20 protein-coding genes are annotated in these 24,665 nt (G+C 70.5%); 13 read left to right on the plus strand and 7 right to left on the minus strand.

Going from position 1 to position 24,665, the window contains the following annotated elements:
* Window positions 1–17 precede the first annotated feature (17 nt).
* The 4 genes from OG975_RS42935 to OG975_RS42950 all read left to right on the plus strand — a co-directional run bounded on the left by OG975_RS42935 (window position 18) and on the right by OG975_RS42950 (window position 7,581).
* On the plus strand, window positions 18–2,402 hold the full coding sequence (locus tag OG975_RS42935) for a phosphoketolase (protein WP_406335077.1): 2,385 nt from the start codon (window positions 18–20) through the stop codon (window positions 2,400–2,402).
* Between the two features lie 111 nt (window positions 2,403–2,513).
* On the plus strand, window positions 2,514–3,263 hold the full coding sequence (locus tag OG975_RS42940) for an HAD family hydrolase (RefSeq protein WP_406335078.1): 750 nt from the start codon (window positions 2,514–2,516) through the stop codon (window positions 3,261–3,263).
* 2 nt (window positions 3,264–3,265) lie between these two features.
* Entirely contained in the window at window positions 3,266–5,662 is a 2,397-nt protein-coding gene (locus OG975_RS42945) for a glycoside hydrolase family 65 protein (protein WP_406335079.1), read from the plus strand.
* 173 nt (window positions 5,663–5,835) lie between these two features.
* Complete coding sequence (locus OG975_RS42950; protein ID WP_406336712.1) at window positions 5,836–7,581, plus strand: GAF domain-containing protein; 1,746 nt, start codon at window positions 5,836–5,838, stop codon at window positions 7,579–7,581.
* A 79-nt stretch (window positions 7,582–7,660) separates the two neighbouring features.
* Here the strand turns inward: OG975_RS42950 and OG975_RS42955 are convergent, their stop codons facing one another.
* On the minus strand, window positions 7,661–8,362 hold the full coding sequence (locus OG975_RS42955; RefSeq protein ID WP_406335081.1) for a response regulator: 702 nt from the start codon (window positions 8,360–8,362) through the stop codon (window positions 7,661–7,663).
* Window positions 8,363–8,554: 192 nt separating this feature from the next.
* The gene (locus OG975_RS42960) at window positions 8,555–9,019 is read right to left on the minus strand and encodes a Crp/Fnr family transcriptional regulator (protein WP_406335082.1); all 465 of its coding nucleotides are present in this window, start codon (window positions 9,017–9,019) and stop codon (window positions 8,555–8,557) included.
* A 285-nt stretch (window positions 9,020–9,304) separates the two neighbouring features.
* On the opposite strand from OG975_RS42960, the gene OG975_RS42965 reads away from it, so the two are divergent.
* The 5 genes from OG975_RS42965 to OG975_RS42985 all read left to right on the plus strand — a co-directional run bounded on the left by OG975_RS42965 (window position 9,305) and on the right by OG975_RS42985 (window position 14,726).
* Window positions 9,305–9,991, plus strand: a complete 687-nt coding sequence (locus OG975_RS42965) for a helix-turn-helix domain-containing protein (RefSeq protein WP_406335083.1) — start codon at window positions 9,305–9,307, stop codon at window positions 9,989–9,991.
* A gap of 50 nt (window positions 9,992–10,041) precedes the next feature.
* On the plus strand, window positions 10,042–10,485 hold the full coding sequence (locus tag OG975_RS42970) for a pyridoxamine 5'-phosphate oxidase family protein (RefSeq protein WP_406336713.1): 444 nt from the start codon (window positions 10,042–10,044) through the stop codon (window positions 10,483–10,485).
* Window positions 10,486–10,553: 68 nt separating this feature from the next.
* Complete coding sequence (locus OG975_RS42975; RefSeq protein ID WP_406335085.1) at window positions 10,554–11,345, plus strand: nuclear transport factor 2 family protein; 792 nt, start codon at window positions 10,554–10,556, stop codon at window positions 11,343–11,345.
* Window positions 11,346–11,424: 79 nt separating this feature from the next.
* Window positions 11,425–12,393, plus strand: coding sequence for an aldo/keto reductase (locus OG975_RS42980; RefSeq protein WP_406335086.1), 969 nt, complete (start codon window positions 11,425–11,427; stop codon window positions 12,391–12,393).
* Between the two features lie 389 nt (window positions 12,394–12,782).
* On the plus strand, window positions 12,783–14,726 hold the full coding sequence (locus OG975_RS42985; protein WP_406335087.1) for a ricin-type beta-trefoil lectin domain protein: 1,944 nt from the start codon (window positions 12,783–12,785) through the stop codon (window positions 14,724–14,726).
* 3 nt (window positions 14,727–14,729) lie between these two features.
* Here the strand turns inward: OG975_RS42985 and OG975_RS42990 are convergent, their stop codons facing one another.
* The 3 genes from OG975_RS42990 to OG975_RS43000 all read right to left on the minus strand — a co-directional run bounded on the left by OG975_RS42990 (window position 14,730) and on the right by OG975_RS43000 (window position 18,446).
* Entirely contained in the window at window positions 14,730–15,977 is a 1,248-nt protein-coding gene (locus OG975_RS42990) for a hypothetical protein (RefSeq protein WP_406335089.1), read from the minus strand.
* Between the two features lie 207 nt (window positions 15,978–16,184).
* Window positions 16,185–16,919 (minus strand): DUF4232 domain-containing protein, encoded by a 735-nt coding sequence (locus OG975_RS42995; RefSeq protein WP_406335090.1) that lies wholly within the window; start codon window positions 16,917–16,919, stop codon window positions 16,185–16,187.
* Between the two features lie 141 nt (window positions 16,920–17,060).
* Window positions 17,061–18,446, minus strand: a complete 1,386-nt coding sequence (locus OG975_RS43000) for a serine/threonine-protein kinase (RefSeq protein ID WP_406335091.1) — start codon at window positions 18,444–18,446, stop codon at window positions 17,061–17,063.
* Window positions 18,447–18,504: 58 nt separating this feature from the next.
* Between OG975_RS43000 and OG975_RS43005 the strand changes: the two genes are divergently transcribed.
* Entirely contained in the window at window positions 18,505–18,753 is a 249-nt protein-coding gene (locus tag OG975_RS43005) for a DUF2637 domain-containing protein (protein ID WP_406336714.1), read from the plus strand.
* On the opposite strand, the gene OG975_RS43010 is transcribed toward OG975_RS43005, so the two are convergent.
* The gene (locus OG975_RS43010; RefSeq protein WP_406336715.1) at window positions 18,672–19,763 is read right to left on the minus strand and encodes a PP2C family protein-serine/threonine phosphatase; all 1,092 of its coding nucleotides are present in this window, start codon (window positions 19,761–19,763) and stop codon (window positions 18,672–18,674) included. The two genes, OG975_RS43005 and OG975_RS43010, sit on opposite strands and share 82 nt — an antisense overlap.
* 57 nt (window positions 19,764–19,820) lie before the next feature.
* Window positions 19,821–20,036 carry a hypothetical protein gene (locus OG975_RS43015; protein ID WP_406335092.1) on the minus strand — a complete coding sequence of 72 codons (216 nt, stop codon included), beginning with the start codon at window positions 20,034–20,036 and terminating at the stop codon, window positions 19,821–19,823.
* A gap of 53 nt (window positions 20,037–20,089) precedes the next feature.
* Here OG975_RS43015 and OG975_RS43020 point away from each other — a divergent pair, with 53 nt between their 5' ends.
* From OG975_RS43020 to OG975_RS43030, 3 genes are all read left to right on the plus strand, one after another.
* Window positions 20,090–22,795, plus strand: coding sequence for a SpoIIE family protein phosphatase (locus OG975_RS43020; protein ID WP_406335093.1), 2,706 nt, complete (start codon window positions 20,090–20,092; stop codon window positions 22,793–22,795).
* Window positions 22,796–22,905: 110 nt separating this feature from the next.
* Window positions 22,906–23,457: an RNA polymerase sigma factor gene (locus OG975_RS43025; protein ID WP_406335094.1), complete on the plus strand. Its 552-nt coding sequence runs from the start codon at window positions 22,906–22,908 to the stop codon at window positions 23,455–23,457.
* Between the two features lie 211 nt (window positions 23,458–23,668).
* Window positions 23,669–24,607, plus strand: coding sequence for a hydrolase (locus tag OG975_RS43030; RefSeq protein ID WP_406335095.1), 939 nt, complete (start codon window positions 23,669–23,671; stop codon window positions 24,605–24,607).
* Window positions 24,608–24,665: the final 58 nt, after the last annotated feature.

Here is a 24,665-nt window from a genome sequence, read left to right on the forward strand (position 1 = left end):
ATGACTACGGAGTCACCATGCTCAAGGTCGAACACCAGGACAGCACCGTACTGACCGACGACGAACTGCGCACCCTGGACGCCCACTGGCGGGCAGCCAACTTCCTTGCCGTGGGGCAGATCTACCTCTTGGCCAACCCGCTCCTCACGGAGCCTCTGACCCCCGCGCACATCAAGCCGCGGCTGCTCGGCCACTGGGGCACCTCGCCCGGTCTGAACCTCGTGTACACGCACCTCAACCGTGTCATCAAGGCCCGCGGTCTCGACGCGCTCTGCGTGTGGGGCCCCGGACACGGTGGGCCCGCCGTCCTCGCCGGCTCCTGGCTGGAGGGCAGCTACAGCCAGACGTATCCGGACGTGTCGCGTGACGCGGCGGGTATGGACAAGCTGTTCCGGCAGTTCTCCTTCCCCGGCGGAGTACCCAGCCACGTGGCACCCGAGACGCCGGGTTCGATCCACGAGGGCGGTGAGCTGGGCTACTCGCTGGCGCACGCCTACGGTGCCGCCTTCGACAACCCGGATCTGCTGGTCGCCTGCGTGATCGGCGACGGCGAGGCGGAGACCGGACCGCTGGCCGCGTCCTGGCACTCCAACAAGTTCCTCGACCCGGTCCATGACGGGGCCGTCCTGCCGATCCTCCACCTCAACGGCTACAAGATCGCCAACCCGACCGTGCTCTCCCGGCTCCCGGAGACCGAACTCGACGAGCTGCTGCGCGGCTACGGCCACGATCCGATCCATGTCACCGGCGACGACCCGCGGCAGGTCCACCGGGCGATGGCCCAGGCGTTCGACGAGGCACTGGACCGCGTCGCGCTCATCCAGGCCACCGCTCGCGAGGACGGTGTGTCCGAGCGCGTGCGCTGGCCCATGATCGTGCTGCGCACGCCGAAGGGCTGGACCGGCCCCGCGGAGGTCGACGGGGAGCCGGTCGAGGGAACATGGCGCGCCCACCAGGTTCCGCTGGCCGCCGTCCGTGAAAACCCCGAACATCTGCGCCAGTTGGAGACCTGGCTGCGCTCGTACCGTCCCGAGGAGCTCTTCGACGTCGAGGGGCGGCCCGTCGCCGACGTCCTCGCCTGCGTTCCCGACGGTTCGAAGCGTCTGGGCGCCACCCCGCACGCCAACGGCGGCCTGCTCGTCCGCGATCTGCCGATCCCGTCCCTGGACCGTTTCGCCGTGCCCGTCGACAAGCCGGGTGCCACCCTGCACGAGCCCACGCGAGTCCTCGGCGACCTCCTCGAACAGGTCATGAAGGACACCTCGGGCCGCCGTGACTTCCGTCTGGTCGGCCCCGACGAGACCGCCTCCAACCGGCTGGGAGCCGTCCTCAACGCCAGCGGCAAGGCCTGGCAGGCGGGGACCCTCCCGGTGGACGAGCATCTGGACCGGCACGGCCGGGTGATGGAGATCCTTTCCGAACACCTCTGCCAGGGCTGGCTGGAGGGCTACACGCTGACCGGCAGGCACGGACTGTTCTCCTGCTACGAGGCGTTCGTGCACATCGTCGACTCGATGGTCAACCAGCACATCAAGTGGCTCAGGACATCGAGGCAGTTGGCGTGGCGCGCCCCGATCGCCTCCCTCAACTACCTGCTCACCTCGCACGTCTGGCGCCAGGACCACAACGGCTTCTCGCACCAGGACCCCGGATTCGTGGACCACGTCCTCAACAAGAGCCCGGAGGTCGTACGGGTCTATCTGCCGCCGGACGCCAACACCCTGCTGTCCGTGGCGGATCACGTCCTGCGCAGCCGTGACTATGTGAATGTCGTGGTCGCGGGCAAGCAGCCGTGCTTCGACTGGCTGTCGATGGACCAGGCCAGGGCCCACTGCGCCCGAGGCGCCGGAATCTGGGAATGGGCGGGCTCCGCCGATGGGGACCGCGAACCGGACGTCGTCCTCGCCTGCGCCGGCGACGTCCCCACCCAGGAGATCCTGGCCGCCTCCGCTCTGCTGCGGCGCCATCTGCCCGAGCTGGCCGTTCGGGTGGTGAACGTCGTGGACATGACCCGGCTGCTGCCGCGCGAGGAACACCCGCACGGGATGAGCGACTTCGAGTACGACGGGCTGTTCACCACCGACAAGCCGGTGATCTTCGCCTACCACGGCTATCCCTGGCTGATCCACCGCCTCGCCTACCGGCGCACCGGCCACGCCCACCTCCACGTCCGCGGCTACAAGGAGATGGGCACCACCACGACCCCCTTCGACATGGTCGTCCGCAACGACATGGACCGCTACCGCCTGGTCATGGACGTCATCGACCGCGTCCCCGGCCTCGGCGTCCGCGCCGCCGCCGTACGCCAGCTGATGGCCGACGCCCGTACCCGGCACCACGCCTGGATCCGCGAACACGGCACCGACCTGCCCGAGGTCGCCGACTGGACCTGGACCGCCTGAAAACCCCTGTCACACAAAGGAGTTCACCGTCATGACGGCACGCGTCGGCATCAACGGCTTCGGCCGTACCAACCGGCTCCCCGGCCTCGCGGCACCGGTGGTGGACGACCGATGAGCACGGACCGGAGTGGCCCGGCTGCCGTGCCCCGCGCGCTGCGGGGGATGGCAGCCGTGGTCCTCGACACCGACGGCGTCATCACGGACTCCGCGCGGGTGCACGCGGCCGCCTGGAAGACGGCGTTCGACGGCTTCCTGCACGACCGCGGTCCAGGGGAGCAACGCCCCTTCGACGTACGCGACGACTATCTGAGGTACGTCGACGGCAGGTCGCGCCTGGACGGGGCCGCTGCCTTCCTCCGCGCCCGGGGGCTGCGGCCCACCGACGCCGAGATCCAGTCCGTGGCCGCCCGCAAGGAGCGACTGTTCACGGAACACCTGCGCGCCGAGGGCGTCGACGCCTATCCGGGCACGGTCCGGCTGCTCCGCACCCTGCGGGCCGCAGGCATTCCGCTGGCCGCCGCCTCCGCCTCCCGGCATGCCGGCGAGCTCCTCGGACAGGCGGGAGTGCGGGAACTGTTCGACACGCTCGTGGACGGCACCGAAGCCGCCCGCCTGCACCTGCCCGGCAAACCCGACCCCGCCCTCTTCCTGGAGGCGACCCGCCGCCTGGGCGTCCCCGCCGACCGTGCGGCCGTCATCGAGGATGCTCTCGCCGGAGTCGAGGCCGGGCGACGCGGAGGCTTCGGCCTTGTCGTGGGCGTCGACCGCGCCGACACCCCGGACACCCGGGCCGCTCTGCTGAAGCACGGCGCGGACCTGGTGGTCGCCGACCTCGCGGAGCTATTCGTATCGGAGGACTGACGATGGCCGACTGGACGTGGGAGTACGAGGGCTACGACCCCGCGCAGGAGCGGCTGCGCGAAGCGCTCTGCACCCTCGGCAACGGCTACTTCGCCACCCGCGGCGCAGCCCCGGAGTGCACGGCGGATTCCGTCCACTACCCGGGCACGTACGCGGCGGGCTGCTACAACCGCCTCGCGTCGGACGTGGCGGGACGCCGGGTCGAGAACGAGGACATGGTCAACCTCCCCAACTGGCTGCCGCTGCGGCTGCGTACGGGCTCGGGCACCTGGCTCTCGCCCGACACCCACAAGATCCTCGACCACCACCAGAACCTGGACCTCCGAGCGGGCACCCTGGAGCGCACCGTCCGCTACGAGGACGAGGACGGCCGGTGTCTGGCCGTACGGCAGCTGCGGCTGGTCCACATGGCCGACCCTCATCTGGCCCTGCTGCGCACGCAGGTGACCGCCGAGGGCTGGTCCGGGGAGATCGACGTCGAGTCGGCGCTCGACGGGACGGTCACCAACTCCGGAGTGGAGCGCTATCGCTCACTCGCCTCCCAGCACCTCACCGATGTCCGGACCGGCACATCACCGCAGGACACGGTCTGGCTCCGCTGCCGCACCAGCCGCTCCGACATCCGTATCGGCATGGCGGCGCGTACCGTCACCGACGCAGCCGCCGAGACCGGCGTCGCACACGACAACGCCCGGGCTGTTCAGCTGCTGCGGCTCTCCCTGGCCGACGGCCGGACGGTGACCGTGGACAAGACGGTCGCCCTGCACACCTCCCGCGACCCTGCGATCAAGGACCCGCTGCACGCGGCCGTCGAGCGGGTCGGCCGGGCCCCGGACGCCGAGACGCTGCTGGCCTCGCACCGCACGGCCTGGCAACAGCTATGGCGCAACGCCGAGTTGGACGTGCCGAACAGCGCGGGCCCGGTGCTGCGGCTGCATCTCTTCCACGTGCTCCAGACGCTCTCGCCGCACACCGCCGACCTGGACGTCGGCGTCCCGGCGCGCGGTCTGCACGGTGAGGCCTACCGCGGGCACGTCTTCTGGGACGAGCTGTTCGTCCTGCCGTACCTCAACCTGCACCTCCCCGAGGTCTCCCGGGCCCTGCTCACCTACCGCCACCGCCGGCTGGAACAGGCCTGCCGGTCCGCCCGCGACGCCGGGCACACCGGCGCGATGTACCCGTGGCAGAGCGGCAGCGACGGCCGGGAGGAGACCCAGCAGCTGCACCTCAACCCGCGCTCCGGGCGCTGGCTGCCCGACCACTCACGGCTCCAGCACCACGTCGGCTCGGCGATCGCGTACAACGTCTGGCAGTACTGCGAGGCGAGCGGCGACACCGAGTTCCTGCACACCAAGGGCGTCGAGATGCTGGTGCGGATCGCCCGGTTCTGGGCCGGCATCGCGGCGTACGACGGGACGCTCGGCCGGTACCGGATCCGCGGTGTCGTCGGCCCCGACGAGTACCACGACGCCTACCCGGGCGCCGGCCGGCCGGGGCTCGACGACAACGCGTACACCAATGTCACCGCCGCCTGGGTGCTCGCCCGCACCCTCGACGTCCTGCACGAGCTGCCCGAACTGCCGCGCCGGGACCTCTGTGAGCGCACCGGTCTCGACTCCGCCGAGCTCGACCGGTGGGAGGACGTCTCCAAGCGGCTCTACGTGCCCTTCCACGCCGGGGTGATCAGCCAGTTCGAGGGTTACGGCGCTCTGGAGGAGCTCGACTGGGCCGGGTACCGGGAGCGGTACGGCGACATCCGGCGGCTCGACCGGATCCTGGAGGCCGAGGGCGACACCGTCAACCGCTACCAGGCGTCCAAGCAGGCGGACGTCCTGATGCTGGGCTACCTCTTCTCGCCCGCTGAACTCGGCGACCTGTTCCGCAGGCTCGGACACGAACTGGACGACACCGCCTGGCGGCGCACGGTCGACTACTACCTGCGCCGTACAAGTCACGGCTCGACGCTGAGCAGCCTGGTGCACGGCTGGGTGCTCGCCCGGGCCCGGCGCGCGGAGGCGTGGACGTACGTGCACGAGGCCCTGGCCGGGGACATCGCGGATCTGCAGGGAGGCACCACAGGCGAGGGCATCCATCTCGGCGCCATGGCCGGCACCCTCGATCTCGTGCAGCGCGGCCTGACGGGGCTGGAGACCCGCGGCGGAGCCCTCCGGTTCGACCCGGTGCCGCTGCCGGAGCTGTCCGAGTACGGCTTCGCCATCCGCTACCGGGGCCATCGCGGCGTGCAACTGCGGTTGAGCGCCGACGAGTTGCGGATCGCGGTGCCCGAGTCCGACAACGAACCGATCGAAGTCGCCCTCGCGGACCGCACCGTCTCCTTGGCTCCGGGGGAATCGTGTGTGCTGACTCTGCATACGTTCCGTGAAGCCAGGTGGCCATGAGTCACTGCGGGGCGGCGCTTTGCCGCCCTGGCCGCCGACCGGATCGCCTGAACTACGTTCAGGATTCCTGTCTTCGGCCCAATGCGCAGTGATGCCGAGGCATCCCGAGCAGTACGGTGAGGGCAGGAGAACTGGTGCGTGGTCTCTTGTCCGCTGAACGGCCGGAGGAAGCGATGGGCGCGGACGCGCGCGGAGGCTCCGAGCAGCATCTGCCCAAGCTTCGGCTCGACGAGTTGCTGGGCGAGCTGCAGGTGCGCATCGACGCCGTCCGCGGCACCCGGGACCGCCTGCACAGCCTGCTGGAGGCCGTCCTGTCCGTCGGACGGGAGCTGGACCTGCCGCAGGTGCTGCGCAGCATCGTCGAGGCGGCGGTGGTCCTGGTGGACGCCGAGTACGGAGCGCTGGGCGTGATCGGCGGCGACCGGAAACTGTCCGAGTTCCTCACCGTCGGCATCGACGAGGAGCAGCGATCCCAGATCGGGGAGCTGCCGAGTGGGCACGGGCTCCTCGGGGAGCTCATCCGGCACCCGGTGCCTCTGCGGTTGCCGGAGCTCTCGGAGCATCCGGAGTCGTACGGCTTCCCGGCCCACCACCCGCCGATGCACTCCTTCCTCGGCGTGCCGATCCGGGTACGCGACGAGGTGTTCGGCAACCTCTACCTCACCGAGAAGCGCAGCGACAAGGAATTCGACGCGGAGGACGAGTCCGTCCTGTCGACCTTGGCCGTGGCCGCCGGGGTCGCCATCGAGAACGCGCGGCTGTACGAGGAGACCAGGCTCCGCGAGCGCTGGCAGCGGGCCAGCGGCAAGGTCACGAGTGTTCTGCTGACCGGGGCGCCCAGCGCCGAGGTGCTGGAGCTGATCGTCGGCGAGGCCCGGAAGATCGTCTCCGCGGACATGGGCATGATCGCGGAGCGCCAGACGGGTGACGAGGTACTGCGGCCGGTGCTCGCGGTCGGCCTCGGCGCGGAGCAGCGCGGTGGCTTGGTGATGTCGGCCCGGGACGGATTCGTCGCGGCGGCGCTGAGCTCCACGGAGCCGGTGGTCAGCACCGACATCGAGCACGACTCCCGCACCGGTGAGGGGGAGCCCCAGTGGGCCGGGCTCGGACCCGTGGTCGCGGTGCCGCTCGGCACCAGCGGGAAGGCGCGGGGCGTGCTGCTGCTGGGGCGAGGACCGGGCGGTACGCCGTTCGGTGACGCGGACACCGGGCCGCTGCTCGGGTTCGCCGACCAGGCGGCACTGGCGCTGGAGCTGGCCGAGCGACGGCGGGACGCGGAACAGATCACGCTGCTCCAGGACCGCGACCGTATCGCTCGTGACCTGCACGACCTCGCCATCCAGCGGCTCTTCGCGGCCGGGATGACGCTGCAGAGCGCCCAGCGCTTCATGGAGCACCCCGAGGGCATGGAGCGGCTGACGCGAACCGTCGACGACCTCGATGACACCATCAAGATCATCCGGTCCACGATCTTCGGCCTGCGGACACACGGCGGAAGAGGCCGGGAAAGCAACGGATTGCGCGGCCGGGTGTCCGAGGCGGTCACGGCCTCGACCACGTCGTTCGGTTTCGCGCCCGCCCTACGGATCGAGGGGCTCGTCGAGACCGATGTCCCCGGCGACATCGCCGACCACGCGGTCGCGGTGCTCGGTGAGGCGCTGAGCAACGCGGCCCGGCACTCCGGTGCTCAAGCTGTCGACGTCCGACTCCGGTGCGCCGGAGGCGAGTTGACGCTCACCGTGACGGACGACGGCTGCGGAGTGCCCAGCGACGTCCAGCGCAGCGGGCTCAAGAACCTGGAGGAGCGGGCCGTGGGACTCGGCGGAACACTGACGCTCGCCGAACGGCCGGAGGGCGGCGGCACACGGCTGGTGTGGCGGGTTCCCGTGAGCCCGGACGGCGGCGCGGCGGGACGCTGACCCGTCGGAGGGCGCGGTTCGTGCCGAGGGTCAGGACAAAGAGGGCCGAGGGTCAGGACAAAGAGGGAGGACCCGGGGCTCAGCGCGTCGGATGGTCGGTGGAGCCGGGCTGTTCGAGGTGGCTGGCCAGGACGGCCGCCTGGACCCGGCGCTGGACACCGAGTTTCGCGAGCAGCCGGGAGATGTGGTTCTTGACCGTCTTCTCGGACAGATAGAGCTTCTTGCCGATCTCGCGGTTGGTGAGTCCGTCACCGATCAGCGCGAGAATGTCCCGCTCGCGGGGCGAGAGACTGGCGAGCTCGGGTGCGAGGGCCGGTGCCTCGGTGGGGTCCGCGCGCAGGGAGCGCATCAGCCGGGCGGTCGTCGTGGGGTCCAGCATCGACTGCCCGGAGGCCACCGTGCGTACCGCCGAGACCAGGTCGGAGCCCTTGATCTGCTTGAGCACATAACCTGCCGCTCCCGCCATGATCGCGTCGAGCAGGGCTTCCTCGTCGTCGAACGAGGTCAGCATCAGACAGGACAGTTCCGGCATCTGGCTGCGCAGCTCCCGGCAGACACTGATCCCGTCGCCGTCCGGCAGACGTACGTCGAGGACGGCCACGTCGGGGCGCAGCGCCGGCCCGCGCACCAGTGCGTGCTCGACGCTGTCGGCGTCGCCGACCACCGAGATGTCCGGCTCGGCGTCCAGGAGGTCCGTCAGACCACGGCGTACGACCTCGTGGTCGTCCAGCAGGAAGACCCGGATGGGGTCCTGTTCCGAAAACGTACGCGCCTCGGCCATGACGACCCCTTGTTCACTGGTGGACTGCGGACCACGAGCTGACTGTGACGACGATCATCGCCGTGCGGGACCGGATGCACTAGGGCCGACCGGCCCAACCAGAGCGTAGTTGTCCGTTCGGCCGCGGGTCACGGCTAGGTCGCGGTAGTCCTCCCCGCGCGGTGACTCCTCGGCGGATTCCGACGCGGTCGGTCAGCGAAGACTTCCGCTGCCGTAGGGCGCGTACAGGTCCAGCAGCCGGTTCCTGGCCGACCGCAGACGGCGGGCGACGATGTCACCCGCCCACTGGGCCACCGCCATTCCCAGCGCGGGATCGGCCTGGCACATGGCCCGTACCGACTCGGCGTCGAACTCGTAGGCGCGCACCGGGCTCGTGGCCTCGGCGCCCAGATGCCAGGTGTGCGGTCCGAACAACCAGGACCAGCCGATGAGTTCGTTGTGTCCGAGGACATCGATGACAGCCGCGCGGCGGCCGGGCACATGCATGTCGAGGGCCACCGTGCCGCTCCGGATGATCCAGAACCGGTCCGCGCGGCGTCCCTCCTCGAACAGGCGGGTTCCCTGGGGGAACGACACCTCCCGGGCGATGCGCATCAGCCGCCCGCTGTGCTCGGCGGACAACGCTCGCAGCTTGTCGGCAGTGGGGGAAGCGTTCATGATCCTGGCCTCTTCCTGGAGCGTGGTTCTGCCCACTCCAATCTCGCTCCGACACCTCGCCTTCGCCATGGGCCACCCGGCCCCGAGGCCGGGCCGCATGGCATCCGGAAGGGCCTGCCCGGCCCCTGCACCCGTGCTCGCCCCGGTACCAGGCTGGAGGGCAGGCGAGGAATCCACGGGCATGCGCGCAGGAGGTGTGGACCGGTCGTCCTCGGCGGTCCGCGGCACGGCGCCCTGGAAGTGAGGGCTTCCCGCGGCTTTCCGCAAGAAAGGAAGTGAGAGGCCATGTCCGAACAGACACTGCCGAACGCGGCGTCCGCCACAGCGGACCGCGCACAGAGCGACATCGGGCGTCGCATCGCCCGGCGACGCGAAGAACTCGGCCTGACCCGGGAGGAGACGGCCAAAAGGGCGGGTGCGGCTCCCCGATACGTCGAATACCTGGAGGAGAACGCCACCGCCACTCCCGGCACCAGCGTGCTCGTCCGGCTCGCCGACGTCCTGCACACCAGCGTGGCGGCCCTGCGCGGCGGCGACGCCGACCTGCCACCCGGTACCGGACGAGCCGCAGGCCACCCGGAAATGATCGATCTCAGTGACGAGGAGTGCCGGGCGCGGCTGTCGACGCACGGCGTCGGCAGGATCGGCATGGACACGCCCGACGGACCGTTCATCGGGCCACTGAACTACAGCGTCATCGACGGTGCGGTCGCCTTCAGGACGGCACCTGGTGCCACGCCTGCCATGGCCGTCGGAACCCGCGTCGCGTTCGAGATCGACCACATCGACGAGGCCCTGAGCCAGGGCTGGAGCGTCCTCGTACGCGGCCGGGCCCGGGCCGTGTCCGCCCCCGACACCGTGCGCCGACTGGAGGAGCTCGCGTACAGCGCGCCCTGGGCGGGCGGCGAGCGCGACATGTGGGTGTGCATCGATCCGGTCGACATCTCCGGACGCCGGATCGCCGTGCGCTGAACGCCGACGCCGAAGGGCGGCCGGCAGTATTCGTGAAAGTTGACCCGGTGATGAATCCCCATGACGGCTTCCGTGAACTCGACCGGCAGGAGTGCCTTGGTCTGCTGGGCACCGCGCCGGTCGGCCGCATCGTGCACACGCGTCACGCTCTGCCCGCGGTGCTACCGGTCAACTTCTGCCTGGACGCGGACTGCGCCGTACTGCTCCGTACGGCGGCGGAATCGGAACTGGCCCAGGCGATCGACGGTGTGGTCGTCGCCTTCGAAGCGGACGAGGTCGACGCCCGCGCGCACTCCGGCTGGAGTGTCGTCGTCACCGGTCGCGCCACTGTGGTGACCGACCCCGTCGAGCACGGCCGACTGTCCCGGACCGGCCCACGCTCCTGGGTGGCGTCGCCCCAGGACGTCTTCATACGCATCGAGCCCGAGTTGGTCACCGGCCGCGAACTCGTCGGAGGGCGCACACGGCCGCCCCCGCGGGTGCCGCGCGGCTGAGGTCGCGCGCCGCCCCGTACTGGCACACGATGCGAAGACGATCCGACACACACTTCTCTGGAGTCCTCATGGTCTGGATCCCGCAGATCGCCGACCTCGCCGACCGACTCGGCGCCGCCGACCTCGCCGCCGCCCTGCGCGAGCCGGAGGCCTTGCCCGATGCGACCGCGGCCACGGTTCCCGTCGCACTCGACGACCCGGGAGCCGGCCGTATCAGCGGCGCGGGCGTGCTCGCCGCCTGGCTGGCCGAGCAGGAGAAGTGGCGCGCTGAGCACGAGGTGGACATCGCGCCGGTCGCCACCACCGTCACCGAGAAGCGGGCCGTGGGCGAGTGGGTGGTGCACCTGCGCGGTCCGGACGGCACACGCATCGGGCTCCCCGTTGCCGTCGCCGTGGAGCCCGCGTCCGCGCTGCCGGTGCGGATCTACCACTCCCGGTGGCCGCTGCTCGGCCATCACGTCGTACGTTCTCCGCTGCTGCCGTACGACCCGGACGCGCACGCCTCGGATGTGGTGGGCGCCTACAAGGCGGCCCTCGGTGCGGGCGACGCCGCTGCCGTCGTCGCCACCTTCGCGGCCGACGGCTACTTCCGTGAGCCGTCCGGCGACGCCTACCGGTATGCCGGCACCGAGGTGCTGTCCGGCTTCTACAAGGGCTTCTTCTCCGCGGGCGGCGGTATCCCGCTCAAGCTGTGCACGGTCACGGAGGACGGCACCCGCAGCGCGTTCGAGTACATCTGCGACCGCTGGGGCGACGTCGACCTGCCGCCGCAGGCGGGCCTCGCCGTGTACACGCGCGGCGGCGACGGCCTGATCACTGCCGCGCATGTGTACGACGACGTGGCGGGCCCTGTGGAGTAGGGCTTCACGGCGCTCGTGGCGGGCAGGGAACAAGTCGTCGGAGTGCCCCGCCCCACCGCCAGCGAGAGCAGGAGTGAGCATGCAGTACGTGAAGCTCGGTTCGACGGGCCTGGACGTCTCCCGGATCTGCCTGGGCTGCATGAGTTTCGGTCTTCCCGACCGCGGCGTCCACGAGTGGACCCTCGACGAAGAGGCCTCCCGCCCGCTGATCCGCCAGGCGCTGGAGGCCGGGATCAACTTCTTCGACACCGCGAACGTGTACTCCGACGGCACCAGCGAGGAGATCGTCGGCCGGGCGCTCGCCGGCCTCGCGCGCCGCGACGAGATCGTCATCGCGACGAAGGTGAACGGCGCGATGCACGACGGCCTCAACGCCCGTGGCCTGTCCCGCAAGGCGATCATGACGGAGATCGACAACAGTCTGCGCCGCCTCGGCACCGACTACGTCGACCTCTACCAGATCCACCGCTTCGACCCCGCCACGCCCGTCGAGGAGACGATGGAGGCGCTGCACGACGTGGTCAAGGCGGGCAAGGCCCGTTACCTCGGGGCGAGTTCGATGTACGCCTGGCAGTTCTCCAAGGCCCAGTACACGGCCCGGCTGCACGGCTGGACGCGGTTCGTCTCCATGCAGAACCACTACAACCTCCTCTACCGCGAGGAGGAGCGCGAGATGCTGCCGCTCTGCGCGGACCAGGGCGTCGGCGTACTGCCCTGGAGCCCGCTCGCGCGCGGTCGCCTCACCCGCGACTGGGACACGGACACGGCGCGCAGCCGGACCGACGAGTTCGGCAGGAAGCTCTACCAGGACGGCGACCGCGAGATCGTCGACGCCGTCGCCCGTATCGCCGCCGGGCGCGAGGTCCCGCGCGCCCGGGTCGCTCTCGCCTGGCTGCTGCACCAGAGCACCGTGACCGCACCCATCGTCGGCGCCACCAAGCCGCATCACGTCGAGGACGCGGTCGCCTCCCTCGCCCTGGAGCTGACGGACAAGGAGATCGAGGAACTGGAGCGGCCGTACACGCCTCGGGCGATCAGCGGGCACTGAGGCGCAAGCCGGCGGGGTGCGTGAGAGCGCTCCCAATGTGGTGAGTTGTGCGGCGGTTCGTGGCGGCTCCGGGAATCCGAATTTCATTAGCGCGTCCCCGGCTGACGTTTGGTCAATATTCCGTCCGGCGGCGGGAATGGGAAAAAGGCGAGACCGCTTGTTCCGGCTCGGTGCCCTGTGCAAAGGTGTGCCTTGTCGGCGTGCAGACAAACTTTCAACTTCCTTCTGTACGCGTACGGTGCGCCCGTTCCCCCCTCGCTTCAAAAGAGCTGCCGGAGGCGGTCGTTCGCGGCGCAACCCCCCATGGGTAGTCCCTCCGCTTCGGCGGGCGGGCTACATACCCATTGGTATGGACTAATTCCTGCGTTACCTTTGGGAGGAAAGTGGACGTGAATGACGCATCGCTGTCTCATTCCCCAACACCCGCTCGTTCGTTCGAGGTTTCGGATGAGAGGCTTGCGGCAGACCTGAAGAAGAGCCCGGCGAACACGCCCGCGCACCATCCCGTCGGAGAACTCCTGGACCGCCACTGGGAAGCGGTCTTCTCTTATGCGCGCCTGTGCACCCACGGTGGGCGTCCCGCCGGAATACTCACCACGGCCTCATTCACGCGCCTGTTCGGCGAATCACTGCGGCAGGCCGGGCCGACGGCGGCGTGGCGTCCGCAGCTGCTGGTCACCGTCCGCCGCATAGCCGCCGAGTGGCTCATGGACCAGCGGAGCGAGCTGCTCCATCCCGAACTGGTCTCCGGCTCCGACCGTGAGGACCGGGCCGCGGCACGCCTCCTTCCGCCGGAGGGCAGACGCCTGCTCTCCCGGGCGTTCCAGCGGCTCCCCGAGCCCGCCCGCTGTCTGCTCTGGCACATGGAGGCGGAAGCCGAACAACTCGAGGTGCCCGCTGCCCTGTTGGGCCTCACCGTCGAGGACGCCGCCGTAGAACTGCGGCGGGCCCGTGAACGCCTGCGCGAGGGCTGTCTGGAGATCCATCGCGAACTGGCCCCCGAGCAGGAGTGCCGCCGCTACAGCCGCATGCTGGACGTGTCCCTCCGGCGCGGCGGAGTCGACCTCGACCCAGATCTGCGGCGCCACATGGCCAGATGCGCGCATTGCCGGTACGCGGCCGACCAGTTGGACCAGTTCAACGGCCAACTCGCCCTCCCGCTGGCCGAAGCCGTGCTCGGCTGGGGTGCGCGCGCCTACCTCGACACCCGCGTGGGGCGCGCCACCGCGATCGTGGAGGTGACGGAACCGCCCGGGGCCGTCGAGGGCGCCGTGGGAGCGACGTCCGAACTCGCCGCCGCGCAGGGAGAGTTCCCCCCTCCGGCAGATGTCCCTCGCCGCCCCGACCTTCCCCCGCGCACCGCGCGGCGCGCCCAGCCGCCCGCCGGCTCCCGCCCGTCGACGCACCGGGCCACGACCCACAAGGCTCCCCGACGCGCCCCGCGCCGCCGGAACGTCACCCTCGGCGTGCTGACCGTGAGCACGCTGATCCTGGTCCCGCTGGTCCTGTGGGCGGCCGGTTCCCGTTCCGAGGGCCAGAACGGCATGGCCGAGGGCACCAACTCCTCGGAGGCGCCCAGCTCCGGCTCGGGCACGGTGCCCGGCGCCAACCCGTCGTGGGTCGGCACCGGCAAGCAGGCGAACGGCACAGGGGGCCGCCTGCGCAACGCCGCGACCGGGCTGTGCGTCGGCATCGTAGGCAAGAAGCCCGCGAAGGGCATGGAGACCGAACTCACCTCGTGCACCTCGAAGTCGGCCCAGCAGTGGACGTACGAGGCGGACGGGCTGCTGCGCGACGTGGCCGACCCCGGCCTCTGCCTCGACTCCCACCTGGGCTACTCGGTCCAACTCGCCGCCTGCTCGGGCGAGTCGCAGCCCGGCACCAAGAACGTGCGCTACGACTTCACCCTCCAGGGCACGCTGGTGCCGCGCTGGAACCAGGACCTGGCCCTCGCACCCGCCTCCGCCAAGGCCGAAGCGGCGCTGGTCCTCAAACTCCGCAAGGACGAGCCGGCCGAGCGCTGGACCCTCGACACCTCCTCGCCCTCGCTCCAGCTGGAGGTGGTCAACTGGGACTCCGCCGCCGAATCGACCGCGCCCGCGACCCCCGCCCTGCCCAAGGCGTCGACGACTCCGTCACCGGCCGCCACGGACAAGCCTTCGGCGACGCCGACCCCCCAGCCGACTCCGTCGTCCGCCGCTCCGTCGTACGGCTACTGCACCTACCCGTATTACTACTACTGCCAGGGGAGCGGGCAGTACGGCTCCGGATACGACTATGGGTACGGAGGATACGGCTCCGGATACGGGGGAGGCCAAGGAGGCCACCGCTGATTGTCAGGACGCGGTGGTGCCGGACGGCGCGGAAGCCGTGCCCAGGAAATCCGCCCAGTCGCCGAGCGGCGACTGTCCGGGGCTGAGCGTGCGCAACTTCCGTAGCACCGCCGGGTCCTGGGCCTCCAGCCACTCCACGAGCTGCCGGAAGGAGACCATGCGTACGTCGTCATGCGTGGCGATCTCGGTGATGGCCTGCTCGACGGCGTCCATGTAGATCCCGCCGTTCCACCGCTCGAAGTGGTTGCCGATGAAGAAGGGGGCCCGGTTGCTCTCGTAGGCGCGACGGAAACCGGCGAGGTAGCTGTCGCGGGCCTGGGTGCGCCAGGCGTCGTACTGGGAGCGGTCGCCGAGCGGGTTCGCGTTCGACTGGTTGGCCATCAAGTTGTAGTCCATCGACAGGACCTGGAAGGAGTGGCCGGGGAAAGGGATGGACTGGAGCGGGAAGTCCCAGATCCGGCCGCCCTGTACCTTGCCCGGCCATATCTGGAGGCCACCGGGCGAGCTGGCGTCGTACTTCCAGCCGAGCTGGGCGGCGGTGGGCAGCAGGTTGGCCTGGCCCTCCAGACACGGGGTGCGGCCGCCGATCAGTTCCTTGCGGTAGTCGAAGGGGAGCGGATCGAGGTCGGTGAAGCCGGTGTTGGTCTTCCACTCGGTCACAAAGCGTGTCGCCTGGTCGATCTCGCTGCGCCACTCGGCGGGGGACCAGCGGCGGACCCCGTCCGTGCCGCAGAAGTGGCCGTTGAAATGGGTGCCTATCTCATGGCCCTCCAGCCAGGCCGCGCGTATCTGCTGGAGCGTGGCATGGATGTGCCGGTCGGAGAGGTATCCGATCGCGGAGGCGCCGACGGGGTGCTGCGGCGGCTTGTAGAGGTGCTTCTTCGACTCGGGCAGGGTGTAGATGCCGCTGAGGAAGAACGTCATCGAGGCGCCGTGGTCGGCGGCGACCTTGCGGAAGCGGGAGAACAGCTGGTTGCTGAGCTCGCCCGCGCCGTCCCAGGAGAACACCACGAACTGCGGCGGGCGTTCACCGGGCTTCAGCCGCTCCGCCTTCGGCTGCTTGGGCTGGGCTCCGGTGTCGGAGGTGGAGCCGTCGCCGATGAGCTTGGGCCGCCGGCTCGGCGCCGAGGTCTGCCCGCCCCCGTTGCTGGTCCCCACGGACCAGTCGTTCGCCGAGCAGGCGGAGAGCGCGCCCAGGGCACCCGCCGACGCCGTCGCGGTCAGCAGCCGCCTGCGTGAGATACCGCTCATGATCATCCCCCGATTCCTCGGTACGGCCCCCGCCGTACGGCGGGAGCCTGTGTTCCTGTGACGCGCCGTTCTGCGGGGTGCGTCAAACGGTGGGATGCGCGGAATTCCGGAAAGGGTCGTGTGATTCAGGCCATGTAGCCGTTCCGTGACAAACCCCGCCGACCTGCGGGGCAGATGGCGGGGCAGAGGGGAGTGAGGCCGGTGGGTTCAGGCTCCGGTGCCGGCCTGGACGACCGTCAAGGAGACCGACGAGGCGTTGCCGGACACCGGCACCTTCCCCTGCGTCCACGTCACTTTGAGCGAGTCCTTCTCGTCGGGCGGTGTGACGAGCAGCGAGGCCGGCGTCGCCGTACCGGCGCCGCTGATCTCCGGGTTGGAGAACGTCAGGCCGGACCACGCGCTCTGTCCGGGCGCCAGCGTGACGGTCGTCGGTGTGCCCGAGGAGCGCCGCGGGTCGGGGCCCAGCTGCTTGCCGGACGCGTCGACGAACGCCGCGCCGGGGTAGCCGCGCAGAGTGCAGGTGCGCCCGGAGCCGTTGGTCAGGACGACGGGGAAGTTCTCCTGCCCCGCGCCCGGGTCGTTGTTCCCGACCGACGCGCGCAGTTCGGAGGTATGGCAGCGGGTGCCGGTCGAACCGCTCCCGGAGGAGGCGGACGCCGATCCCGACGTCGTACCGGATCCGGTCGGGGCGGCGCTCCCGGTGGGGCTTGCCGTGGGGTTCGAACCGGCGTCCGTGGTCCGGTCACCGGAGGCCGGCTCGGCCGTGCCGGGCAGCTTCTGCGGCGTACCGGCCCCGCCGTTCTCGGTACCGCAGGCGGTGAGCACGCCCAGCAGCGCGACACCCGCGAGCAGCGCCGCCCGCCGGGCGGGAGCCGAAGTGCGGGGTGCGGGAACCGTGCCGGGCCGGTCCGTGTCCGCCGCGCCGCGCCGGAAGGTCGCCATGTCACCACTCCTTGAGCATCACCGCACGCGCCCTGACGCGTGCGCACGGCGCCTTGTGCCCCGTCATCAGTCTTCGATGCGGCGGGACCCGGAAAGGTTCGCGGGATCGTCGGGGAATTTTCGCCGGACTCGCCGTCGCGGTCAGTCTCCGACTCGTACGGACCCGAGCACGCGGTCGGTCGCGTTCCGGTCGCCGTCGTCCTGACGGATCTGGACGTACACCTGGGGCTGCCCGGCGCCGCCCGTCGGTGTGAGACCCGCTTCCGTGAGGGATCCGCCGCTGCCCGGGCAGCCGTCCCAGGTCCGTATCAGACCGTGCCAGTGCGCGCCGGTGTAGGTGCGGCTGCCGTCGTAGTGGCATCCGGAGTGCGCGATCGCGCGGACCTCCGCCGTGACGTCGCCCTGCTCGCTCAGGCCGATGAAGGCTCCGTTGACGTCCGCACCGAGGTCCTGCCATGCGGTGAGGTCGTCCGCGACGGCGAGACCGGGTTCCTTCGCGGCCTTGAGGCCCAAGGTCCGTGGATTCCATCCGGAGTCGCGCAGCTGGTGGCCCCACGCGGCGGGCACCTCGGCCGTGACCCGGCCGGTGCTGTCCTCGACCCGGACGGTCCCGGCGCCGGATCCTCGCGTCACGATCGCGGCGGTGACGCCGACGGCGCAGGCCACGACCGCGGCGGCCAGCACCGTGATCACCGCCCGCCGACGGCGCCGGGGAGGCCGGGGGCCGGCGCCGGGGTCGGCCAGCCGCTCCAGCTCCGCGGCGAAACCGGCGGCGGTGGGCCAGCGCCGCTCGCGGTCGGGTTCCATGGCGCGCAGCAGCGCCCGCTGGACGTCGGGGGCCAGGTCCGTACGGAGCCGGTCGGGCCGTACGACCTTGCCGGGCGGGCCGGGGACCGTGCCGGTGACGAGGTGGTAGCCGAGGGCGCCCAGGCTGTAGACGTCGGCCCGGGCGTCGATGCCCGACCCGGGCGCGGCCTGCTCGGGCGGCGTGTAGCCCGCGGAACCCGCCGCCATCGTCAGCCCGGATGCCTGGGCCAGGCTCTTGGCCAGACCGAGGTCCGCCAACAGCACGCGGTCGAAGCCCCCGGGCGCGGTGCGCAGCAGCACGTTGGACGGCTTGATGTCCCGGTGCACGATGCCGGCCTCGTGCAGCGCGGCCGCTCCCCGCGCCGCGAGGGCCGTCAGCCGCAGGGCCTCGGCGACGGGCAGCGGTCCGGCCTCGAGCCGGTCGGCGAGGGTGCCCCCGTCGGCGTACTCCATGACGAAGTACGGCCTGCCGTCGGGCAGTTCCCCGATGTCGTAGACCTGGACGACCCGGCTGGAGTCTGCGCGGCGCAGCAGCCGTGCCTCGGAGAGGAAACGTTCCCGGATGTCCAGGTGGTCGACCCAGTTCTCGGACAGCACCTTCACCGCGACGGCCGCCTCAAGGACGTCGTCATGGGCGAGCCAGACCACGCCGAAGCCGCCCGCGCCCAGGCGCCTGTCCAGCCGGTAGCGGCCGATGCGCTCCAGAGGATCCCTCAGCATGGACAACCCACCGGAAGGCCCATGAGCAGGGGCTCACGCGGCTGGAGCCGACGTGGGGGTGCGCAGTGGCTGTGCCCTGTTGGTCGGGGCGGCGTACGCCTCCTGTGTTCACCAGTGGGCATTGGCTCTCCAGGGCGGGGCGGATGCCACGAGCGCGGCGCTGTGGCCGCTGTCCGTAGACGGGCTGCTGCTCCTGGCAACGGTCGGGTTGTTGAACCCTACCTGTCACGTCAGCCGGCACCTTACGGAGAGGGCCGCGATGTCGTCGTCGAGCCCTCCGCCGCTGAAGTCGAGCAGATCCGAGTGAAGCCGGTCGAGCAGCTCGCGGGGCGGCTCCGGGCCCAGCTGCCGCATCCAGTCCGGCAGCGGAAAGAACTCACCGGCACGGTCCCGGGTCTCCGACACGCCGTCGGTGTAGAGCAGCAACTGGTCGCCCGGGGCGAAGGGAACGGTATCGACGCAGTAGTGGTCACCGATGAGCGCTGAGAGGTTGAGAGGCGGCGAGGGGACGGTGGGGTCCAGGACGCGGATGTTCCCATGGTGCGCGAGCAGCGGCGGAGGGTGTCCGCAGTTGAGCAGCCTGACGAGGCCGCCGCCGTGCGGGATCTCGGCGATGAGAGCCGTGGCGAAGCGTTCCGGCAGATCCGGGCCGGGAAACGCGGCGCTGTGGCGGGCGATGCTGGTCTCCAGACGATGGACGATGCCCCGCAGGTCGGGCTCCTCGTACGCGGCCTCCCTGAAGCAGCTGATCACCGCCGAGGCCGCCCCCACCGCGGACAGGCCCTTGCCCCGTACATCGCCGATGAGCAGCCGGACTCCGAACGGGGTGCCGGCCGCCTCGTAGAAGTCGCCGCCGATCCGGGCCTGCACTTGGGCAGCCAGATACAGCGACTCGATCTCGACGTTCTCGATGTGGCGTGGCAGGGGGCGCAGCAGCACTTTCTGGGCCGCGTCGGCCACAAGCCGGACCTGGAGGAGTATCTCCTCCCGCTGAAGCCGGACGTGGCTCCCGTATGCGGCCGCCAAGGTGACCGCGACGATCGCGGCCGACGTGTACTGCGTCCCCAGATCGGCGTAGAAGAAGCTGAGGGTGATCATGATCAGCAGGCAGAACGTCCCCAGCAGAATCGTGGGGAGCACGGCCCACATCGCGGCGGCGAGTGCGGGGGCGGCGGGCAGAAGGCGACTGACGGCGATCTGCCGCGGTGTGGAAAAGGCCAAGGCGGCGATGAAGACGGTAAAGATCACCGGTGACAGCTGGGCGGCCTCCCATCGGCCGCGGTAGGACGGACGACGGCGCCGCAGCCGCCCAGACATGGTCACAAAGTGCATTGTATCGGTCAAAGCCGACATTGGGCTCTGGGGGATCATGCTTCATGTGCGGCGATCAGGTCCGCACGTCCGCATCCACCCGTTGTCGCCCGCTACCTCGACCGCGCCGCCGCCCGGTCTCGTCCGGGCGGCGGCGCGGTCGGGAAGCGATACGGGAGCGTCCAGAATTTCCGCCGGCCGGGGCGCCGTGGTGGTCGCGGGGCGGAAGCCGTGCGGCACATGCCCGAGCGGCCGCCCGAGGTCGATCTGGGTGGGCATCACTCCTCGGGCGAGCCCTGGTCACCCGGGATCACCAGTGCTAGAAAGGTCGCATGGCGAGCTTTTTCGCCCTTTTTCGACGCAAATCGCTGAAGTCACTGGTGAGCAGAAGCCCGCGAAGCGTTGCCGGGCAGGTGCTCGTTCTCCAGGTGGCGCTGGTCGTGGTGCTCGTGGCCTGCGGCGTGTTCGCCGTCGCCCTGCAGTCGAAGCGGGACACCAACGCCGAGGCAAGGCGCCGCTCCGTGGCCGTGGCACAGACCTTCGCGCACTCTCCCGGTGTCCTGGCGGCACTGCGGACCCCCGACCCGAGCAAGATTCTCCAGCCGCTCACCGAGGCGGGGCGCAAGGCCGCCGGCGTCGACTTCATCGTGGTCATGGACACCCATGGCATCCGCTACACCCACCCCCTGCCGAGCCGGATCGGAAAGCGGTTCGTGGGCACCATCGGGCCGTCGCTGGCGGGGCAGGTCTACGTAGAAAGTGTCCACGGCCCGCTCGGCCAGGAGGTGCAGGCCACAGTCCCCGTCTATGACGAAAAGGGCAAGGTGGTGGCCCTCGTCTCCGCCGGGCTGAAGGTCAAGAACGTGACCAATCAGGTGGACCGGCAACTGCCGATCATCCTGGGCGCCGGGGCAGGGGCGCTCCTGGTGGCCACCGGCGGGACGGTACTGGTGGCCAAGCGGCTGCGACGGCAGACCCACAGCCTGGCCCCGGACGAGATGACCCGCATGTATGACCACCACGACGCGGTGCTGCACTCCGTGCGCGAAGGGGTGCTCATCGTCGAAGACGACGGGCGGCTGCTGCTGGCGAACGACGAGGCAAGACGGCTGCTGGAGCTGCCCTCGGACGTCGAGGGACAGCTCGTGTCCGAGCTGTCGAGCCTCGACCCCGAGACGAGGGAGCTGCTCGTCTCCGGGCGCGAGGCCACTGACGAGGTGCACTTCGCCGGAGAGCGGCTGCTGGCGGTCAACCAGCGCCCCACGGACCGCGGCGGAGGCCCCAAGGGAACGGTGGTGACGCTGCGCGACTCCACAGAGTTGCAGGCGTTGACCGGCAAGGCGGAGATCGCGCGGGAGCGGCTCAAGCTGCTGTACGACGCCGGACTCGGCATCGGCACCACCCTGGACGTGCTGAGCACCGCCGACGAGCTGGCGCGGGTCGCCGTCCCTCGCTTCGCCGACTTCGTCACCGTGGACCTGGCCGACGCCGTCCTGCACGGCGAGGAGCCGGCGCCCACGGCAACGGATATGCGACGCACGGCCGTGTGCGGCATCCGAGACGACCATCCGCTCTATGAGATGGGCCGGCTGATCGACTTCCTGCCTTCCACGCCTCAGGCGCGCGGTTACGGCAGCGGCCACTCCGAATTGGTGGCCGACCTGTCGACCGCCACGGGCTGGCACGCCCAGGACCCGGAGCGCACCAAGGCGATCATGGACTACGGCATCCATTCCCTCATCACCGCTCCGATCCAGGCCCGCGGTGTCGTGCTGGGCATGGCCAACTTCTGGCGCTCCGAGCAGCATGAGCCCTTCGACGAGGAGGAGCTGTCACTGGCGGAGGAACTGGTGGCCCGTGCCGCGGTCAGCATCGACAACGCCCGCCGCTACACCCGCGAGCACGCCCTGGCGGTCACCCTCCAGCGCAGCCTGCTCCCGCGGGCCCTGCCCGAGCAGAGCGCCCTCGACGTCGGCTACCGCTACCTCCCCGCCCAGTCGGGCGTGAGCGGAGACTGGTTCGATGTGATTCCCCTGCCGGGGAGCCGGGTGGCGCTGGTCGTCGGCGATGTGGTCGGCCACGGCCTCCATGCCGCCGCCACGATGGGGCGGCTGCGAACCGCGGTGCACAACTTCTCCACCCTCGATCTGCCGCCCGACGAACTGCTGAGCCATGTGGACGACCTGGTCGGCCGCATCGACGAGGACGAGGCGGGTACGGAGAGTGCCGCGGGCGTCGTGGGCGCCACGTGCCTGTACGCGATCTACGACCCCGTGACGCGCCGTTGCGCCATGGCGAGTGCGGGGCACCTGGCGCCGGCGCTCGTCCACCCCGACGGAACCGTCACCTTCGCGGACCTGCCGGCCGGGCCTCCCCTCGGCCTCGGCGGCATGCCGTTCCAGACCGCCGAGCTGGACCTCGCGGAGGGCACCCAGCTCGTCCTCTACACCGACGGCCTCATCGAGGACCGCAGGCGCGACCTGGACGTGGGAATGGAGCTGCTGCGCGATGCGCTGGCGGGCCACCCCGACCGGTCACCCGAGGAGAGCTGCCAGGCCGTGCTGGACGAGCTGCTGCCCGGGCGTCCCCAGGACGACGTCGCCCTCCTCATCGCCCGCACCCGGGTGCTGCCTCCCGACCGGATCGCCGACTGGGATGTGCCGCTCGACCCGGCCGCCGTCGCGGGGATGCGCGACACCGTGTCCCAAAAGCTCGACGAGTGGGGTTTGTCCGAGCTCGCCTTCACCATGGAACTCGTCCTGAGCGAGCTGGTCACCAACGCCATCCGCTACGCCTCCGAGCCGATCCACGTGCGCCTGATCCGCGACCGTACGCTGATCTGCGAGGTGGCCGACGGCAGCAGCACCTCGCCCCATCTGCGGTACGCCGCGACGATGGACGAGGGAGGCCGGGGCCTGTTCCTGGTGTCGCAGATGACCGAGCGCTGGGGCACCCGGTACACCCCCCAGGGCAAGGTGATCTGGGCCGAACAGGCGTTGCCGGACGCCATCGAGGAACCCCGGCCCGACACCGGTTGACGCGGACGAGCCCCCGGACGAGGGCGCGGCCGGCCAGTAAGCCCCGGCGTGCAGCGGCCGGCGGGCGGCTATCATGCCTGGCCTCTGATCAACACCGAGGGGAGCGATCGGTGCACGACGCGGCGGAGACCGAGGAGCTCGCTCTGCGTGCGGCCGCCGGTGACGGGCCGGCGCTGAACGCGCTGCTCCAGAAGGTCCGGCCCGAGGTGGTACGGCGCTGCGGCCGTTTCCTGCCCTGCCGTGAGGACGCCGAGGAGGCGGCCCAGGACGTGCTCCTCCAAGTGGCCCGGAAAATCACCACCTTCGAGGGCCGCAGCCGCTTCAGCACCTGGCTGTACACGGTCGTCGCCAACTGCGCCCGCCAGAAGTACCGCGAGCTGAAGCGGCGCGCGGCCGAGCAGCCGGGCGCGATCGACGCGTCACAGCATGTCGATCCGCGCACCACGAGCGTCATCGCCGGATCCCGGGTCGACCTCCTGGAGGCGCTGGAGCGACTGGAGCGCGAACACCCGCACCTGGTGGCGCCGTTGGTCTACCGGGACATCTGCCAGCTGGAGTACGCCGAGGTCGCCGAGCGCGTCGGCATCCCGCTGGGCACGCTCAAGTCGCGTCTTCACGAGGCGCGCAAGCAGGTCAGGCCCTGGCTGGCCGACGCCTCCTGACGGAGTGTCAATTCAGTCTTGCCGTGGGGTGGTTGTGTCGCACGGTAAGAGCTTTCTAAGAAGTGGCGTACGGGTCTCCCGGTGCCCGTGATCTTGTGTGTACTGTCCACGCCTGTGTCGAGCGGAAGTTGTTCAACGGCCGTTCTACGCGCGCAGATCGGCGACCCGCACCGCCTCTTCCCCCGTCCCCCCACTCATGGAGGAATGCCGGATGCTCACCCCCACCAAGCCCCGCCACAGACTCGCCACCGCTCTCACCGCGCTCGGCGTGCTGCTCACGGGCGCCGCACTCCAGACGACCTCGGCCGCCCCCGCCCACGCGGCCACCACGCACCGCGTCCTGTTCGACAACGGCCACGCCGAGACGGCCGGCAACGCCGACTGGATCATCTCCACCAGCCAGCCGAACCCGCTCAGCGAGGACTCCTCCCCGTCCTCCGAGACGGACTGGACCGGCGCCCTCTCGTCCTGGGGCGTGGCGCTGCAGCAGACCGGCGACTACTCGCTGGACACGCTGCCTTCGGGCTCCAAGCTGACGTACGGCGGTGCGGCCGCGACCGACCTGTCGAACTTCGACACCCTGGTGCTGCCCGAGCCGAACACTCTCTTCACCACCGCCGAGAAGACCGCGATCATGACGTTCGTGAAGAACGGCGGCGGTCTGTTCATGATCTCCGACCACACCGGCGCCGACCGCAACAGCGACGGTTACGACGCGGTCGAGATCCTCAACGATCTGATGACCAACAACAGCGTCGACTCCACCGACCCGTTCGGCCTCTCCATCGACTCGCTGAGCATCAGCTCCGGCTACCCCGCGGCGATATCGGACAGCACCAACGCGGTCCTGCACGGCTCGTTCGGCACGGTCACCAAGAGCCTGATCGCCAGTGGTACGACGGCCACGCTCAAGCCCGCCGACAACTCGGCCGTCAAGGGCCTGCTCTACCGCAGCGGTTACTCCGGCAACACCGGAGCGTTCTTCGCCACCAGCACCTTCGGCAGCGGCAAGGTCGCCTTCTGGGGCGACAGTTCGCCGATCGACGACGGCACCGGCCAGTCCGGCAACACGCTGTACGACGGCTGGAACGACACCGGCGCCACCAACGCCGCGCTCGCGCTGAACGCCACCGAGTGGCTCTCTTCGTGAGGTAGCACCACGCACACGGCCCTCCCCGCCACGCGTGAACGAGCGTGGCGGGGAGGGC

The organism is Streptomyces sp. NBC_00203 (assembly GCF_045206325.1).
GTDB lineage: Bacteria > Actinomycetota > Actinomycetes > Streptomycetales > Streptomycetaceae > Streptomyces > Streptomyces lutosisoli.